Origin of the sequence: Mycobacterium sp., assembly GCF_965229105.1 — a bacterium.
Lineage (GTDB): Bacteria > Actinomycetota > Actinomycetes > Mycobacteriales > Mycobacteriaceae > Mycobacterium.
The window spans coordinates 4,393,553-4,410,392 of sequence record NZ_OZ245858.1; the positions used below are offsets into that span (position 1 = coordinate 4,393,553).

Below are 16,840 nucleotides of genomic sequence, written 5' to 3' on the forward strand. Positions count from 1 at the left end.
GGACGGATCTTTATGCGCGTGGTCGACCTGTTGCCCCTGCCCAGCCTGCGGGTGCAGCGGCTGATCGCCGCCCTGGTGATCCTGACCCAAGGTGGTATCGCGGTCACCGGCGCGATCGTGCGGGTGACCGCGTCCGGCCTGGGCTGCCCGACCTGGCCACAGTGCTTTCCCGGCAGCTTCGTGCCCGTCGCGCACGCGGAAGTGCCCCGAATCCATCAGGCCGTCGAGTTCGGCAACCGGATGATCACCTTCGCGGTGGTGTTGACTGCGATCGCGGCCGTGCTGGCCGTCACCCGGGCGCGGCGCCGTCGCGAAGTACTCGTCTACGCCTGGCTGATGCCCGCCTCGACGGTGGTGCAGGCCGTCCTCGGCGGGATAACCGTGCTGACCGGGCTGCTGTGGTGGACGGTGGCGATTCACCTGCTGGCCTCGATGACGATGGTCTGGCTGGCCGTGTTGCTCTACGTCAAGATCGGTGAACCCGATACTGGGGTGGCGCAGTTGCGCGTTCCGAAGGCCTTGCGCACGTTGACCGTTCTCGGAGCCGTCGCGCTCGCGGCGATCCTGGTGACCGGGACATTCGTCACCGGTGCGGGACCGCACGCCGGCGATAAGAGCGTCGAGCGCCCCGTGGCCCGATTACAGATCGAGATCACCACGCTGGTGCATGCGCATTCCACGCTGCTGGTGGCATACCTGGCATTGATTGTCAGTCTGGGTTTCGCACTGGTGGCCGTACATGCCGCCCGACCGATACTGATCCGGCTCGTCGTCCTGGTCGTGCTGCTCTGCGCTCAGGGACTGGTCGGCGCCGTGCAGTACTTCACCGGGGTGCCCGCGGCGCTGGTGGCCGTGCACGTCGCCGGGGCCGCCGCCTGCACAGCGGCCACCGCCGCGCTATGGGCGTCGATGCGAGAGCGGACCGAGGCCGAGCCGCTCCAGAGCTGACTCCACGCTTATCGCGAAGGTGCGTTGCGCGTCGGCCCTGACCGTGTCGCTGAGTTGACGCCAGCCCAACGATGGCTCGACCAACTCCAGTTCCAGCACTTGCGGGTCCTCCTCGCCACCGAGGATGTCCACTCGCGCGTACAGGAAATCCGAGGTTGTCACTCCGAGCCTGTCTGCGGCCGCGGCCAGCGCGGCATGGCCGATATCCCATAACTCGAAACCCGGGTCGGCCGAACCTAGGGATTCCTCCGCGTAGGTCCCTGATGCGTCGAAGACCGGCTGCTCTCCCGGGGGCGGCAGGATCGGACCTTTGGTGAATGCGTGCGATTGCGCACCCGCGATGAACACCAGGGCCGTCTCCCCCGCCTCGACGCGTTGGTTGTACGGCTGGACCAGGACGGTGGTACCAGTTTCCTGTAGGAAAGCCGCATGGTCACGGGCTGCGGAATGGTCGGTGAATCGTGCCGCACCAACCGATCCCGCCCCCACCGCCGGCTTGACCACCACTTCACCACCGGGCAGGTGGACCCTCTCGCCGGGAGCGAAGAATTCGCTTTCCACCACCGGCACGCCTGCGACCGCCAGGTCGTGCAGATAGCGCTTATCGGTGTTCCAGTCCACCACCGAAGGTGCGTTGAGCAGGTTCGGCACCCGGTGGGTCCACGCCAGGAACTCCTGCAAACGTTCGATGTAGTCCCACGTGGCCCGCAGAATCACCAGGTCGCTGTCCAGGGTGGCCGGGTCGTCCCAGGAGAGCCAGCGCGCGTGCAGACCCCGCGCCCGCAGTGCTGCGACCAGGCCGTCGTCATCGCCGTCGCCCTCGACCAATTTGGGACAACCGGCCAACACGATCCGGGGATGGAAAATATCAGGCCGCGCCTGCTTCATGAGCACCTCACAGTTGAGGATGATAGTCAGCATGCACGCAATCGAAATCGCCCAAACCGGTGGCCCTGAAGTCCTCACCTACGTCGAGAAGCCGCAGCCCGAACCCGGCACCGGTCAGGTGCTGATCAAGGCCGAGGCCGTCGGGGTGAATTTCATCGACACCTATTTCCGGTCTGGACTCTATCCCCGGGAGGTGCCGTTCATCGTCGGGACCGAGGTGTGCGGCACCGTGGTGGCCATCGGTGACGACGTCGCTGCGCTCAATATCGGCGACCGCGTGGTCACTGCCAACGCAGTCGGGGCGTACGCCGAATACTGCGTAGCTCCTGCCGATTTCGTTGCCTACGTACCCGACGCCGTGCCCTCGGAAGCTGCGGCGTCCGCCCTGCTGAAGGGGATGACGGCGCACTATCTGATCAAATCGGTGTACCAGATCCAGCCTTCGGACATCATCCTGGTGCACGCCGGCGCGGGCGGGGTCGGATTGATCTTGACGCAGTGGGCCACCAGCATCGGCACCAGGGTGATCACCACGGTGTCCACTCCAGAGAAGGCCGAGCTGTCCCGCCAAGCCGGTGCGGTCGAGGTGCTGGACTACCCGGACGATCCGAAAGAATTCGCCGGCGCGGTCCGCGAGCTGACAGGCGGCGCTGGAGTGGCCGCGGTCTACGACGGTGTCGGTGCCAGCACCTTCGACGCCAGCCTGGCCAGCCTGGCCGTGCGCGGCACGCTCGCGCTGTTCGGGGCATCCAGCGGCCCGGTGCCACCGGTGGATCCCCAGCGGCTCAATGCCGCCGGATCGGTCTATCTGACCCGGCCCAACCTGGCGCACTTCACCCGCACCCCCGACGAGTTTTCCTGGCGGGCCGGGGAACTGCTGGACGCGATCGCCGACGAGTCGATCACCATCACCGTCAGCGAGCGGTACCGGCTCGAACAGGCCGAGCAGGCCCACCGCGATCTGCAGGACCGCAAGACCGTCGGGTCGATCGTCCTGGTGCCGTAGACCCCCGACCGCGAGCGCGCACCGTTGTGCATTCGGAAGCACTTGGGTTTAAGCGGTCATTGCAACAGCCTCCATCTGAGGGGTTGTTATGGGTGCGATGCGGTTGGCGTGTGTAGAGCGTCAGTTCTGGGATTTGATTGCCCACGGGATACTGCCCCGAGAGGCCGGGATCGCTGTCGGCGTGTCAGGGCTCACCGGTTATCGTTGGTTTGCTGAGCTCGGTGGGGTGAAACCACGATTTCCCGACAACGGAGTACGGCGGAGGCCTCGGCTTAGCCTCGAGGAACGCGAAGAGATCCAAGACGGTATTGCTCGCGGTGAGTCGATCCAATCGATAGCGCGGCGATTGAAGCGCGCGGCCTCGACAGTGATGCGCGAGATCAACCGTAATGGCAAGTGCCGCGGTAGGTATCGATCGCGGTATAGGTTCGGGGTCCGTCAGGGTGGGTGGGATGCCCAGCCGCGGTATCGGGCCAGCACCGCTCACGGGCATGCCCGGCGGCGGGCCCGGCGTGGCAGGCCGGGCAGGCTGGCGACTAATGCGCGGCTCCACGAGGAGGTGCAGACTCGGTTGAGCGTCGAGCAGCACAGCCCCGAGCAGATCGCTGCACGGCTGGTGATCGACTTCCCCGACGATCCGGAGATGCGGGTGTCCTACGAGACCATCTATCAAGCGATTTATGTTCAGGGCAAAGGGAATCTGCGCCGCGAGCTACATCAGTGTCTCCGCACTGGGCGGGCGTTACGTAGACCGCATCGCCGTGCCGATGAGCGTCGCGGACGTATCCGGGACATGGTCAACATCAGTGAGCGCCCACCTGAGGTGGAGGACCGCGCGGTGCCTGGGCATTGGGAAGGCGATCTGATCATGGGCAGCGTGGCGTCTGGCTCGGCGATCGGCACCGTGGTGGAGCGCGCCAGCCGGTTCCTAATGCTGCTGCACTTGCCCGATGGTCACGGCGCCACCGCGGTACAAGAGGCGATTGTGGCCAAGATGGCCGCGCTGCCGGCGATCCTGCGTCAGACCCTGACCTGGGATCAGGGCCGGGAGATGACCAACCACGCCGCGGTCGCCGCGGCGACCGATTTGGACATCTACTTCTGCGACCCGCATTCGCCGTGGCAGCGTGGCACCAACGAGAACACCAACGGACTGCTGCGCCAATACTTTGCCAAAGGCACCGACCTATCGGTGTTTCCGGCTGACTATCTCGACTACATCGCCATCAAACTCAACAACCGACCCCGCAAAACCCTCGATTGGAAAACCCCAACCGAAGCCCTCGACGAGCTACTGTCGAACCCGTTCAAACCACCAGCTGTTGCATCCACAGCTTAAAACTGCCGCACACACAATGCACAACAGTGACCGCTCGTGGCTATGCACAACAGTGACTACCGTCGTCTTGGCGCCTGACCCACGCGGCGCGGGTGATACCTGAAGTCATCGACCTCTTATCGAGCCAGGGGCAGGTCGCGACGTCGGCGCAACTCCATAGCCTCGTCAGCCGGACAGTGCCGGCCTTGTGGTCCACCGTCGCGACGGGGCGCCTCTGATAACCGATCAGGGACGCCCACTCACCGCCCCCGCGTGGACAGCCGTCGAAGTGGCAAGGTGTTTGCGACGCCCCAGAGCCTTGGCAACTCTTGATGCGGCGCTGAGAAGTGGCAGATGCGGTAGGAATGCGCTGTCGGCCGCCGCTGCCCAGCAAGCCGGCCGACGGCACATCGCCATGGTTCGCGATCTCATCCCGTTGTCAAGGCCGGGCGCCGAGTCACCCATGGAGAGCGAAGCTCGTCTCGTCATGATTGATGGCGGATTGCCAGAGCCGGTATTGCAATACGAGATCGTCGATCGCGACGGCCACCTTTGGCGGGTGGACTTCGCTTGGCCAGTCCAGAAGGTCATCGTCGAATACGACGGCTTCGATTGGCACAGTTCACCTGATCATCTGCGCCGGGACCGACAGAAACGGGCCGCGTTGCAGGAGTTGGACTGGACAGTGATCTCGATCGTCTCTGACGACGTCCGGCGGCACCCCGCTGTGATGGTCCGTCGGATCGGTGCTGCCCTGCTCTAACTAGTCAGCGAACGTCCACCCTTGTGCAGAAAGAGTCTGCTGAACTGCACACAGGTGGAGCCGCCAGGAATCAGTGGAAGATGATCGGCAACGACAGCGCCGAGTCGATCGCCAGCGCGCAGAACACCACGGCCAGGTAGTTATTCGACTGCAGGAACAGCTTGAGTGGCCGCACCGGCTCGCCGCGCCGCACACCGGCGTAGAGCTGGTGGGCCATCGCCAGGAACCACACGCCGGCGACCAGGGCAACCGAGGCGTAGAGCCAACCCGCCGCGGGAGCCAGCGCCAGCGTCGTGAGCACGGTCAGCCAGGTGTAGATGACGATCTGGAAGGTGACCTGACGCTCGGTACGCACGGTTGGCAGCATCGGCACGCCTGCCGCCTTGTAGTCGTCCTTGTAGCGCATCGCCAGCGCCCAGGTGTGCGGCGGCGTCCAGAAGAAGATGATCGCGAACATCACCAACGCAGGCCAGGCGATGGTCCCGGTCACCGCAGACCAGCCGATCATCACCGGCATACAGCCCGCCGCGCCGCCCCACACCACGTTCTGCGAGGTGCGCCGCTTGAGCAGCAAGGTGTAGACGAACACGTAGAAGGCAATGGTGGCGACGGCGAGCACACCGGAAAGCAAGTTGGTGGTCCACCACAGCCAGAAGAACGAGCCTGTCGACGTCGCGAGCCCGAAGATCAGGGCGTTCCGGGTGGGCACAGTCTCGCGGGCCAGCGGGCGCAGCGCGGTGCGCTTCATCACCTTGTCGATATCGGCGTCGGCGACGCAGTTCAGCGTGTTCGCGCCCGCCGCAGCCAGCATGCCGCCGATCAGGGTGTTGGCGATCAGCAACGGATTGACCACGCCACGCTCAGCCAACAGCATCGCCGGGATGGTGGTCACGAGCAATAGCTCGATAACCCGGGGCTTGGTGAGCGCGAGGTAGGCCAACAGCCTGGTACGCAACCGGCTGGGCGCCCCTTTTATTTGGACGCGCTCGCGAATGCTCACGCAGGTAACTCCTAAATATCGCGAGTGGGGGCGGCAGCCGCGCAGCTTCTACTACAGACGATGGTAGACCGCCGAGAAGCCTCCTCGTCACCGCAGGGTCGGTTCCGCGCCGTCGTTGGGCCATCTGCAAGTGAAGCGTGGGAGAAATCCTGATGTATGTGCCCTGCAGTGACCGACTCACGACCGTTAGGGTTGAGGCGAGCGTCTGGCCAGTCTGATTTGCCATCGAGGAGTGAGCTTTGTGACCACAGTCGAAGAGATTTCGGTCCTGACCGAACCGCATCACCCCCAGGACTGGGCTGACGTCGACTCGGTCGCCGTTGACACGGTGCGCGTATTGGCAGCCGATGCCGTCCAGAAGGTCGGTAACGGTCATCCGGGTACCGCGATGAGCCTGGCTCCGCTGGCCTACACACTGTTCCAGCGCCAGATGCGCCATGACCCCAGCGACGTGCACTGGCTGGGCCGCGACCGGTTCATCCTGTCGTGTGGACACAGCAGCCTGACGCTCTACATCCAGCTGTATCTGGGCGGATTCGGCCTCGAGCTCACCGACATCGAGTCCCTGCGCACCTGGAAGTCGAAAACCCCTGGCCACCCTGAGTTTCGCCACACCAAGGGTGTGGAGATCACCACCGGGCCGCTTGGTCAGGGCCTGGCGTCGGCGGTCGGAATGGCGATGGCCGCTCGCTACGAACGTGGATTGTTCGATCCCGACGCCGCACCGGGCACCAGCCCGTTCGACCACTTCATCTACGTGATCGCCTCCGACGGTGACATCGAAGAAGGGGTGACCAGCGAGGCCTCCTCGCTGGCAGGCACGCAGGAACTCGGCAATCTCATCGTGTTCTACGACCACAACCAGATCTCGATCGAGCACGACACCAATATCGCGCTCTCCGAGGACGTGCCTGCCCGATACCGCGCGTACGGCTGGCATGTGCAAGAGGTTCAGGGCGGCGAGAACGTCATCGGTATCGAAGAGGCGATCGCAGCGGCCAAGGCCGTCACCGACAAACCGTCGTTCATCTCCGTCCGCACGATCATCGGCTATCCGGCGCCCACCAAGATGAACACCGGTGGCGTGCACGGATCGGCCCTCGGCGATGACGAGGTGGCCGCCACCAAGAAGGTGCTCGGCTTCGACCCGGACAAGAAGTTCGAGGTCCGCGACGAGGTCATCGAGCACACCCGCAAGCTGGTCGACCGTGGCCGCGAGGCGCACGAGAAGTGGCAGTCCGAGTTCGACGCCTGGGCCGAGCGGGAGCCGGAACGCAAGAAATTGCTCGACCGGCTGCTCGCCCAGGAACTGCCTGACGGCTGGGCCGATGACATCACCTATTGGGAGCCAGGTTCCAAACCGCTGGCGACCCGGGCGGCCTTCGGCAAGGTACTCAACGACGTGGCACCTAAGCTGCCCGAACTCTGGGGCGGCTCGGCCGACCTGGCGGGCAGCAACAACACCACCATCGAAGGCGCGAAATCTTTTGGCCCGCCATCGATCTCGACCAAGGACTACACCGCGGACCCGTACGGCCGGGTGCTGCACTTCGGCATTCGCGAGCACGCGATGGGCTCCATTTTGTCCGGCATCGTGCTGCACGGCCCGACCCGCGCCTTCGGCGGCACATTCCTACAGTTCTCCGACTACATGCGCGGCGCGGTCCGGCTGGCGTCACTGATGGACATCGACACCATTTACATCTGGACCCACGATTCCATCGGACTCGGCGAAGACGGACCCACCCATCAGCCCATTGAGCACCTGACTGCGCTGCGGGCCATTCCCAACCTGTCGGTGGTGCGACCTGGCGATGCGAACGAGACCGCGTACGCCTGGAAGAACATCATCGCGCGCGGAAATGGCAGCGGACCGGTTGGTTTCATCCTGACGCGGCAGGGCATCCCGGTGCTGGAAGGAACCGATTACGAGGGAGTCAGCAAGGGCGGGTACGTGCTCGGCGGCGGTAATCCTGCCGATGACGCCGACGTCATCATCATCGCTACCGGCTCGGAGCTGCAGCTGGCAGTAGAGGCGAAGAAATTGTTGGCGGACAAGGACATCAACGCCTATGTGGTGTCGATGCCGTGCGTGGAGTGGTTCGAGTCACAGCCCAAGGAGTACCGGGACTCGGTGCTGCCGCCTGATGTCTCGGCCCGGGTGGCAGTCGAGGCTGCGGTCGCGATGAGCTGGCACAAGCTGGTCGGCGACACCGGCGAAATCGTCTCGATCGAGCACTACGGCGAGTCGGCTGACGATAAGACCCTGTTCCGCGAGTTCGGGTTCACCCCCGAAGCCGTCGCCGCCGCCGCCGAACGCTCCATCGACAACTAGTTCTCACAGACAACCACGAGGATGAGGCAAGCGAAATGACACAGAATTCCAATCTGGCGGCCCTGAGCGCCGCAGGCGTCTCGGTATGGCTCGATGATCTGTCCCGCGACCGGTTGCAGTCCGGCAACCTGGTGGAACTGCGCGATACCAAGAGCGTGGTCGGGGTGACCACCAACCCGTCGATCTTCCAGGCGGCACTGTCCAAGGGCAACGCCTACGACGACCAGGTCAAGGAATTGGCCGAGCGCGGTGCCGATGTGGACGCGACCATCCGGACGGTCACCACCGATGACGTGCGCAATGCCTGTGACGTGTTCGCCGAGATCTTCAAGTCGACCGGCGGTGTCGACGGCCGGGTCTCCATCGAGGTCGATCCGCGGCTGGCCCACGACACCGACAAGACCATCGCGCAGGCCATCGAGCTGTGGAAGATCGTCGACCGACCCAACGTGCTGATCAAGATCCCCGCGACCAAGGCGGGCCTGCCCGCGATCACCGCGGTCATCGCCGAGGGCATCTCCGTCAACGTCACCCTGATCTTCTCGGTCGAGCGGCACAAGCTGGTCATGGACGCTTACCTCGCCGGGCTGGAGAAGGCCAAAGAAGCCGGGCACGACCTGTCCAAGATTCATTCGGTGGCGTCGTTCTTCGTCTCCCGCGTCGACACCGAGATCGACAAGCGCCTGGAAAAGATCGGCGGTGATGAGGCATTGGCCCTGCGCGGTCAGGCCGGTGTCGCCAACGCCCGTCTTGCCTACGCCGCCTACGAGGACGTCTTCGTCGGAGGTGCACGCTTCGAGGCCCTCAAGGCCGCGGGTGCGCCCGTGCAACGGCCACTCTGGGCCTCGACCGGGGTGAAGAACCCCGATTACTCGGACACGCTGTACGTCACCGAGCTGGTCGGACCCAACACCGTCAACACCATGCCGGAGAAGACGATGGACGCCGTCGCCGATCACGGCGTGGTCACCGGTGACACCCTGTCCGGCACCGGCCCGGCGTCCCAGGAAATCTTCGACAAGCTGGACGCCATCGGTATCGACCTGACCGATGTGTTCATCGTGCTCGAGGACGAGGGCGTCGAGAAGTTCGAAGCCTCGTGGAAGGAACTGCTCGACGCGACGCAGGCGCAGCTCGACGAAAAGAAATGAGCAACACCGCGTCCGCCGATTGGGTCAACCCGTTACGGGATAAGCGCGATAAGCGCATGCCCCGGATCGCCGGCCCGTGCGCGGTGGTGATCTTCGGCGTCACCGGCGATCTCGCGACCAAGAAGCTGATGCCGGCCATCTACGACCTGGCCAACCGCGGGCTTTTGCCGCCGACGTTCGCCCTGGTCGGTTTTGCCCGACGTGACTGGGCGGACGAGGATTTCGGCACTATCGTGCGCGACGCCGTGCAGGCGCATGCCCGCACGCCGTTCCGTCAGGAGGTCTGGGACCGCCTGGCGGAAGGGATCCGGTTCGTGCAGGGCACATTCGACGACGACGATTCCTTCGCGCGGCTGTCGGACACCCTGGACAAGCTCGACAAGGAACGGGGCACCGGCGGCAATCATGCGTTCTACCTGTCCATTCCGCCGAATGCCTTTCCGGTGGTGTGCGAGCAGCTGTCCCGGTCTGGCCTGGCCCGGCCCGACGGTGACCGCTGGAGCCGGGTCGTGATCGAGAAGCCGTTCGGGCACGACCTGGAGAGCGCACAGTCGCTCAACAAGGTGGTCAACAGCGTTTTCCCGGAAGAGTCGGTGTTTCGCATCGACCACTATCTGGGCAAGGAGACCGTGCAGAACATCTTGGCGCTGCGCTTCGCCAACCAGCTGTTCGACCCGATCTGGAATGCGCACTACGTCGACCACGTCCAAATCACCATGGCCGAGGACATCGGACTCGGTGGCCGTGGCGGATACTTCGACGGGGTCGGTTCCGCGCGGGACGTCATCCAGAACCACCTGACGCAGTTGCTTGCGCTGACGGCAATGGAAGAGCCGGTCAGCTTCAGCCCCGCCGAACTGCAGGCCGAGAAAATCAAGGTCCTTTCGGCAACCCGCCTCGCGGAACCGTTGGACGAGAACACTTCTCGCGGTCAGTACACGGCCGGTTGGCAGGGTGGCGAGAAGGTGGTCGGGCTACTCGAGGAGGAAGGCTTCTCGAAGACCTCCACCACCGAAACCTTCGCCGCCATCACCTTGGAGGTCGACACCCGCCGCTGGGCTGGGGTGCCGTTCTATCTGCGGACCGGAAAACGTCTGGGCCGCAGGGTGACCGAGATCGCCCTGGTGTTCAAACGTGCGCCACATCTGCCGTTCGACGCCACCATGACCGATGAACTCGGCAAGAACGCGCTGGTGATCCGGGTGCAGCCCGATGAAGGCATCACGCTGCGGTTCGGATCGAAGGTGCCGGGACATTCCATGGAGGTTCGCGATGTCAACATGGACTTCTCCTATGGGTCGGCCTTTGCCGAAGACTCCCCCGAAGCCTATGAGCGACTCATCCTTGACGTACTGCTCGGCGAGCCGTCGTTGTTCCCGGTGAACCAGGAGGTCGAATTGTCCTGGAAGATACTGGATCCCGCCCTGGAATACTGGGAGTCACACGGCAAACCTGATCCGTACGAGTCAGGTGGTTGGGGTCCGGATTCGGCATTTGAGATGCTGCGCCGCACCGGCCGGGATTGGCGGCGGCCATGATTGTCGATCTCGCCGCAACCACCACCAATGCGGTCAACAAGAAATTGGAGAGTCTGCGCGAAGAGGGTGGCGCATTCACCATGGCCAGGGTTCTCACCTTGGTCATCGCCCCCGATAGCGAAGCAGTTCTCGAAGAGTCGATCGAGGCCGCCAACGCGGCCAGCCGAGAGCATCCCTGCCGGGTCATCGTCGTGCTGCCCACCGATCGCGACGCCACCGAGGCCAAACTCGACGCGCAGATCCGCGTCGGCCACGACGCCGGTGCCGGCGAGGTGGTGGTGCTCAAGCTGTCCGGGCCGCTGGCCGCGCAGGCCAGCAGCGTCGTGACGCCGTTCCTGCTGCCCGACACCCCCGTGGTGGCGTGGTGGCCCGATATCGCACCGCGGGTGCCGGCCCAGGACCCGTTGGGGCAGTTGGCGATCCGCCGGATCACCGATGCCACCTTCGGTACCGATCCACTGGCCTGCATCAAGAGCAGGCTGGAGGGCTATACCCCCGGTGACACCGACTTGGCATGGAGCCGGATCACCTACTGGCGGGCGATGCTGACCTCGGCCATCGATCAAGGCCCGCATGAGGCCATCCAGTCGGCGCTGGTATCCGGCCGCAAAGAGGAACCGGCACTGGACATCCTGGCCGGCTGGCTGGCCAGCCACATCGACGGACCGGTCCAACGCGCCGTCGGCGATCTCAAGGTTGAACTGGTCCGCGCCAACGAGACCATCACCCTCAGTCGTCCGCAGCACGGCGTCACCGCGACGCTGAGCCGGACAGCCAAGCCCGACGCCAAACTCCCGTTGGCGCGCAGGGAAACCCGTGACTGCCTGGCCGAGGACATGCGCAGACTCGACGCCGACGAGATCTACCTGGCCGCCCTGCAAGGCATAGACAAGGTGCAGTACACATGAGTGAAGTTGTCGAGAAATACTCAGATACAACCGAATTGGTGGCCGCTGCCGGTGACCGCCTGATCGGGGCGATCACCTCGGCGATTGATGCCAGGGGTCAGGCCTACATCGTGCTGACCGGTGGCGGCACCGGTGTGAAGCTGCTCAAACACGTCGGCGAACACGGGTCCGCGATCGATTGGTCGGCGGTGCACCTGTTCTGGGGCGACGAACGCTATGTCCCGGCAGATGATGACGAGCGCAACGAGAAGCAGGCCCGCGAGGCGCTGCTCGACCATATCGACATTCCGGCCCGCAATATCCACCCGATGGCGGCCTCCGACGGCGAGTTCGGCACCGATCTGGACGCCGCCGCGCTGGCTTATGAGAACGTGCTGGCCGCCAATGCCGCCGACGGTGAGCCGACGCCGACCTTCGACGTGCATCTGCTCGGGATGGGCGGTGAGGGTCACGTGAACTCGCTGTTCCCGCAGACCCCCGCGGTGCTGGAGAAGACCCGGTTGGTCGTCGGGGTGGAGGATTCGCCAAAGCCGCCCCCGCGGCGGATCACGTTGACCCTGCCCGCGGTCAACCGCTCACGCGAGGTGTGGCTGGTGGTGTCGGGAGCAGAGAAGGCCGACGCCGTGGCCGCGGCAATCGGTGGCGCAGACGCCGTCGACGTGCCCGCAGCGGGTGCCACCGGTATTGAGCAGACGGTGTGGTTACTCGATACCGCGGCGGCGTCGAAACTCTAACCCCTTCCGCAGGGCGTACCTTCGTCGTACAGTGAACCCCATCGTGCGTCCGGGGGGTCCACATGTCTTTTGGGGTTGGTTATTTAGAGCAGCTGGTAAATACGCGCCTTTCGCCGACTGCGCTAGTGCGCAGCAGCTATACGATGGCAGCCGCTGCAGGTATCGAAACGTATTGGCTGCCTGATCATCTCAACAATCTGCTGCCACGCGCTATCGCCATTCCGGAGTATCTCGGAGTGGCGCGCCTGGCGCCGGATTTCGATGCCATTCTGGAACCCTGGACAATGCTGGGTCGCATTGCCGGCTGGAACCGGCTCGGTCGACTTCGACTCGGGGTGGCGGTGACCGACACCGGACGCCGCAATCCTGCAGTCACCGCGCAGGCGGCGGCAACGTTGCATCTGCTCACTCGCGGCCGCGCGATACTCGGAATCGGCGTCGGCGAGCGTGAAGGTAACGAGCCGTACGGCGTGGATTGGACCAGACCCGTCGCACGTTTCGAGGAGGCTCTGGCTACCATTCGCGCGTTGTGGAATTCCAAGGGCGACTTGGTCACTCGCGATTCGCCATTCTTCCCGCTGCGCAAGGCGATCTTCACGCTGCCGCCCTATCGAGGCAAGTGGCCGGAGATCTGGGTCGCCGCCCACGGTCCGCGAATGTTGCGGGCCACCGGACGCCACGCCGACGCCTGGTTCCCAGCCGCGGTGATGCGCCCGCAGGACTACACCGAACGCCTGGAGATCGTGCGCGGAGCAGCATCCGATGCCGGACGAGATCCGTTGTCGATCCGGCCTGCCGTCGGGCTGACTATGGTCACCGGCCGCAGCAGACACGACGTCGATGAGGCGCTGGACTCCCCTGCGGTCCGATCGATGGCGCTATGCGTCCCCGACTCGGAGTGGGTTCGGCACGGCGCACAGCATCCGCTGGGCGAAGGCTTCTCCGGACTGCAGGACCTGCTCCCGCAGAATCTCGACCTGCCGACAGTACTGGACTACGCCGCGCGGGTTCCGCCGACCCTGCTTCGAGAGGTGTCGCTCAACGGGACACCGGACGAGATCATCGACCAGGCCGCGGCCTGGCGTGATCACGGGGTGACCCACCTAACTGTCCTCAACCTCAGCACCCTTCAACCGAGCCTGCGCAAGAGCCTCGCGACCAACGCCTCGACAATGAAAGTCCTACGTGGGCTGAAAAAGCTGTGACTGCCCGAGTGCGGCGCCCATACTGGCAACCATGGCAGATAGTGACGCCCAGCGTCCGCGCACACGACCGGCCCAGCAACGACTCAGGACACTTGCTCAGGCTGCGCTGAACGCCGATGTCACCGTAGGTCAAGTGGATACCGTGCTGACCGGTCTGACGGAAACGCTGATCGACCTGAACGGTTCGACCGACAGCCTCGATGCCACCCTGGAACGGTTCAACGAGACGATCACCAAGATCGATGAGCTCGCTCCGCGCCTGATCGCGATGGTGGATCGACTGGAGGCGATCGTGGACCGGGTGGAACGCATAGTCGACGTCGGTGAAGCCGTGGTCTCGCCAATCTCGGCGACCGAATCCGCGGTGCGGGGAGTCGTGCATGCGGTGCGGAGCCGCACCGGTATCTAGCGGATGACGATTCAGCCTGCCCCGCCGTTCGCCGAGGGCACCGGGCTCCCGTGGGATGTCGAGGTCACCGGCGACGCCGTCGCCGCCATTGGATCCGCGCGGCGTCAACACGGCGACACCTTCGCGATCCGCAGCGGCGGTGACAACTACCTCTTCACCTTCTCCCCGACCGGCGTCGAGTCCTTCTACGCCCTGCCCGAGGAGCTGGCCAGCAAAGGTGTCGCCGACTTTTCTATGCTGCGTCGCAAGCTGCCCGACGACATCTTCACCGGCCGACGTATCCTGCCGGGCACCCTGTTTCGGCGCGACGATGTGGCCACCTATTTGGCGAACCTGAGGCTGGCCCTGGAGCAGACCGTCGCCGAGTTGGGGCCGACCGGTTCGGTCGACGCCTTCGACCTGACCCGGCGGCTCGGGCACCGGATGGGCTTGGCTTCGTGGGCCGGACCCGGTTGTGCCGATGGTGACGAGTTCGACTGCTTGGTAAGGGCATTCGATATCCTCGACGGTTCCGATGCCTTTGTGCACCCTGACACGATGGCCGCGGTCGCCGCATCGGAAAAGCGCGCCGAGCGGGCTGCCCTCGATGAGGTGACCGAGATCGTCGGCTCGGCCATGCAGCGCTGGCAACCAGAGCCGGGGTCCGGAACGTTGTTCGGCCGGATCGTTGCCGCCTGGGCCGATGCGCCGGCCGACGACAGGGTCAGGGGTATCGCATTCGACATCGCCCTGATCCATATCGCTTCGATGTCGAATCTTGCTGCCGCACTTGGCTGGACGATGGTCGACCTGCTGGAGCACCCGGCGGTCATCGACCGCGTCCTGGATGACGACGACCTGGCGCGCCGGTGTGCTCTGGAGAGCACCCGGCTCGCGCAACGTTCGATCATGTCGCGGACCGTGCTCGCACCGGTGCGGCTGGATGTGGGCGACGCCGTTTACGACGTCCCACCCGGCTGGACCATCGCCACCTTGCTGCCGCTGCTGAACACCACGACGGCACCCGGCCTGGACACCTGGGACCCGGACCGGTGGACCGGACATCGGCTGCGCGACACCTCGGCGCTGGCCAGTCCCCTACTGGTCACCGCGTTCGGACACGGGCGCCATTCCTGTCCGGCCCAACCGTTTTCGCTGTCGGCGATGACAACTGCGGTCACCCATCTTTTCCGCCACTACGATATGACGCCGGGCTGGTCGGTATATCCCCGACCGGTGCCCGCCCAGATCGGCGGCGTCGCGCGCGCCGAAGGCAGGTGCCCGATCAGCTACTCGCCGACTGGATAGGAAGCCGTCGACAATGAGCTCTTGGGTTCAAGGGGTGATTGCAACACTTCGTAATTAGGAGTGTTGATGCGTCCTCAGCCGCTGTCGAGTACGACCCGCGCTTTTGGGGAGTTGGTTGGGCAAGGGATGGCCCCTTCAGATGCTGGGACTGCTGTCGGCGTGTCGGCGGGCACTGGCTGGCGTTGGTTTGCTGATTCTGGTGGTGTGAAACCACGTTTTCCCGATGGTGGACCACGGCGGCGACCGCGGTTGAGTTTTGAAGAACGCGAGGAGATCTCACTGGGTGTGGCGGCTCAGGAATCGGTCCGCCATATTGCTCTTCGGCTGGGCCGGGCGCCGTCGACGATTTCGCGTGAGATCAAGCGCAACAGCCTTCCTGGGCGCAACCACTACCGGCCGCAGTATCGGTTTGGGGCACGGTGGCGAGGTGGGCCGCTGCGGCGTCCTCGGTACCGGGCCAGCACGGCTCACGCTCGTAGTCAGCGCCGCGCCTGCCGGCCGAAGCTGGGCAGACTGGCCGGCAATGAACGGTTGCGCGGGGAGGTGCAGACTCGGTTGGACCGGCAGCACAGCCCCGAGCAGATCGCGGTGCGGCTGCGGCTGGACTTTCCCGACGAGCCGGAGATGTGGGTGTCACCCGAGACGATCTATCAGTCGATCTACGTGCAGGGACGCGGCCAGTTGCGTCGCGAACTGCACCGTTGCCTACGCACCGGGCGGGCAGTACGTCGTCCCAAGCGCCAGGTGGCAGAACGTCGGGGGCGGATTCCGGGCATGGTCAACATCAGTGAGCGACCCGCTGAAGTTGCCGATCGGGCGGTGCCCGGTCACTGGGAGGGAGACCTGATCGTCGGCACGGGATCGAAGTCCGCGATCGGCACCCTCGTCGAGCGCACCACCCGCTTCGTCATGCTGCTACACCTACCCAACGACCACGGCGCTGAGGCAGTCCAAGCAGCGATCGTGGAGAAGATGACCGAGCTCCCCGGGCATTTGCGCCGGTCTCTGACCTGGGATCAGGGCAAGGAACTGTCCAATCACCTCGCCATCGCCGAAGCCGCCGCGATCGACATCTACTTCTGCGACCCGCATTCCCCGTGGCAACGCGGAAGCAATGAAAACACCAACGGACTACTGCGTCAGTACTTCGCCAAAGGCACTGACCTGTCGGTGTTTCCGGCTGACTATCTCGACTTCGTCGCCACCAAACTCAACACCCGGCCTCGCAAGACGCTGAGCTGGAAGACACCGGCAGAAGCCCTCGATGAATTACTCTCACAACCGTTCAAACCACCCGGTGTTGCATCCACCGCCTGAATTCACCGCTGATCATGGGGAGAGAACCGCACA

The 16,840-nt window shown here is 64.6% G+C and carries 13 protein-coding genes and 2 pseudogenes; 13 read left to right on the forward strand and 2 right to left on the reverse strand.

Features of this window, described 5'->3' with window-relative positions; all coding sequences use genetic code 11:
• Positions 1–12: 12 nt before the first annotated feature.
• Entirely contained in the window at positions 13–948 is a 936-nt protein-coding gene (locus ADBZ9O_RS20435; protein ID WP_526533334.1) for a COX15/CtaA family protein, read from the forward strand.
• On the opposite strand, the gene ADBZ9O_RS20440 is transcribed toward ADBZ9O_RS20435, so the two are convergent.
• Positions 898–1,836 (reverse strand): ATP-grasp domain-containing protein, encoded by a 939-nt coding sequence (locus tag ADBZ9O_RS20440; RefSeq protein ID WP_526533336.1) that lies wholly within the window; start codon positions 1,834–1,836, stop codon positions 898–900. The two genes, ADBZ9O_RS20435 and ADBZ9O_RS20440, sit on opposite strands and share 51 nt — an antisense overlap.
• A gap of 31 nt (positions 1,837–1,867) precedes the next feature.
• Between ADBZ9O_RS20440 and ADBZ9O_RS20445 the strand changes: the two genes are divergently transcribed.
• The 3 genes and pseudogenes from ADBZ9O_RS20445 to ADBZ9O_RS20455 all read left to right on the forward strand — a co-directional run.
• The gene (locus ADBZ9O_RS20445) at positions 1,868–2,842 is read left to right on the forward strand and encodes a quinone oxidoreductase family protein (RefSeq protein WP_526524755.1); all 975 of its coding nucleotides are present in this window, start codon (positions 1,868–1,870) and stop codon (positions 2,840–2,842) included.
• 88 nt (positions 2,843–2,930) lie between these two features.
• Complete coding sequence (locus ADBZ9O_RS20450) at positions 2,931–4,181, forward strand: IS30 family transposase (protein ID WP_526524756.1); 1,251 nt, start codon at positions 2,931–2,933, stop codon at positions 4,179–4,181.
• Positions 4,182–4,362: 181 nt separating this feature from the next.
• Positions 4,363–4,923, forward strand: a pseudogene (locus ADBZ9O_RS20455) (endonuclease domain-containing protein); the annotation flags it as partial.
• Between the two features lie 70 nt (positions 4,924–4,993).
• On the opposite strand, the gene ADBZ9O_RS20460 reads toward ADBZ9O_RS20455, so the two are convergent.
• On the reverse strand, positions 4,994–5,923 hold the full coding sequence (locus ADBZ9O_RS20460) for a heme o synthase (RefSeq protein ID WP_526524757.1): 930 nt from the start codon (positions 5,921–5,923) through the stop codon (positions 4,994–4,996).
• Between the two features lie 241 nt (positions 5,924–6,164).
• Between ADBZ9O_RS20460 and tkt the strand changes: the two genes are divergently transcribed.
• The 9 genes and pseudogenes from tkt to ADBZ9O_RS20505 all read left to right on the forward strand — a co-directional run bounded on the left by tkt (position 6,165) and on the right by ADBZ9O_RS20505 (position 16,807).
• Positions 6,165–8,258, forward strand: coding sequence for a transketolase (gene tkt / locus ADBZ9O_RS20465; RefSeq protein WP_526524758.1), 2,094 nt, complete (start codon positions 6,165–6,167; stop codon positions 8,256–8,258).
• 35 nt (positions 8,259–8,293) lie between these two features.
• A complete protein-coding gene (tal, locus tag ADBZ9O_RS20470; RefSeq protein ID WP_526524759.1) occupies positions 8,294–9,409 on the forward strand; it encodes a transaldolase in 1,116 nt (371 codons plus the stop codon).
• Positions 9,406–10,947, forward strand: coding sequence for a glucose-6-phosphate dehydrogenase (zwf, locus tag ADBZ9O_RS20475; protein ID WP_526524760.1), 1,542 nt, complete (start codon positions 9,406–9,408; stop codon positions 10,945–10,947). Before tal ends, zwf begins: the two co-directional genes overlap by 4 nt.
• Positions 10,944–11,855, forward strand: coding sequence for a glucose-6-phosphate dehydrogenase assembly protein OpcA (opcA, locus tag ADBZ9O_RS20480; protein WP_526524761.1), 912 nt, complete (start codon positions 10,944–10,946; stop codon positions 11,853–11,855). The genes zwf and opcA overlap by 4 nt, the downstream gene beginning before the upstream one ends.
• Complete coding sequence (gene pgl, locus ADBZ9O_RS20485; RefSeq protein WP_526524762.1) at positions 11,852–12,589, forward strand: 6-phosphogluconolactonase; 738 nt, start codon at positions 11,852–11,854, stop codon at positions 12,587–12,589. The genes opcA and pgl overlap by 4 nt, the downstream gene beginning before the upstream one ends.
• A gap of 62 nt (positions 12,590–12,651) precedes the next feature.
• Positions 12,652–13,794: an LLM class flavin-dependent oxidoreductase gene (locus tag ADBZ9O_RS20490; protein WP_526524763.1), complete on the forward strand. Its 1,143-nt coding sequence runs from the start codon at positions 12,652–12,654 to the stop codon at positions 13,792–13,794.
• Between the two features lie 31 nt (positions 13,795–13,825).
• A complete protein-coding gene (locus ADBZ9O_RS20495; RefSeq protein ID WP_526524764.1) occupies positions 13,826–14,203 on the forward strand; it encodes an ATPase in 378 nt (125 codons plus the stop codon).
• A gap of 3 nt (positions 14,204–14,206) precedes the next feature.
• The gene (locus ADBZ9O_RS20500) at positions 14,207–15,490 is read left to right on the forward strand and encodes a cytochrome P450 (protein WP_526524765.1); all 1,284 of its coding nucleotides are present in this window, start codon (positions 14,207–14,209) and stop codon (positions 15,488–15,490) included.
• A gap of 103 nt (positions 15,491–15,593) precedes the next feature.
• Positions 15,594–16,807, forward strand: a pseudogene (locus ADBZ9O_RS20505) (IS30 family transposase).
• The last annotated feature ends 33 nt before the right edge of the window (positions 16,808–16,840 follow it).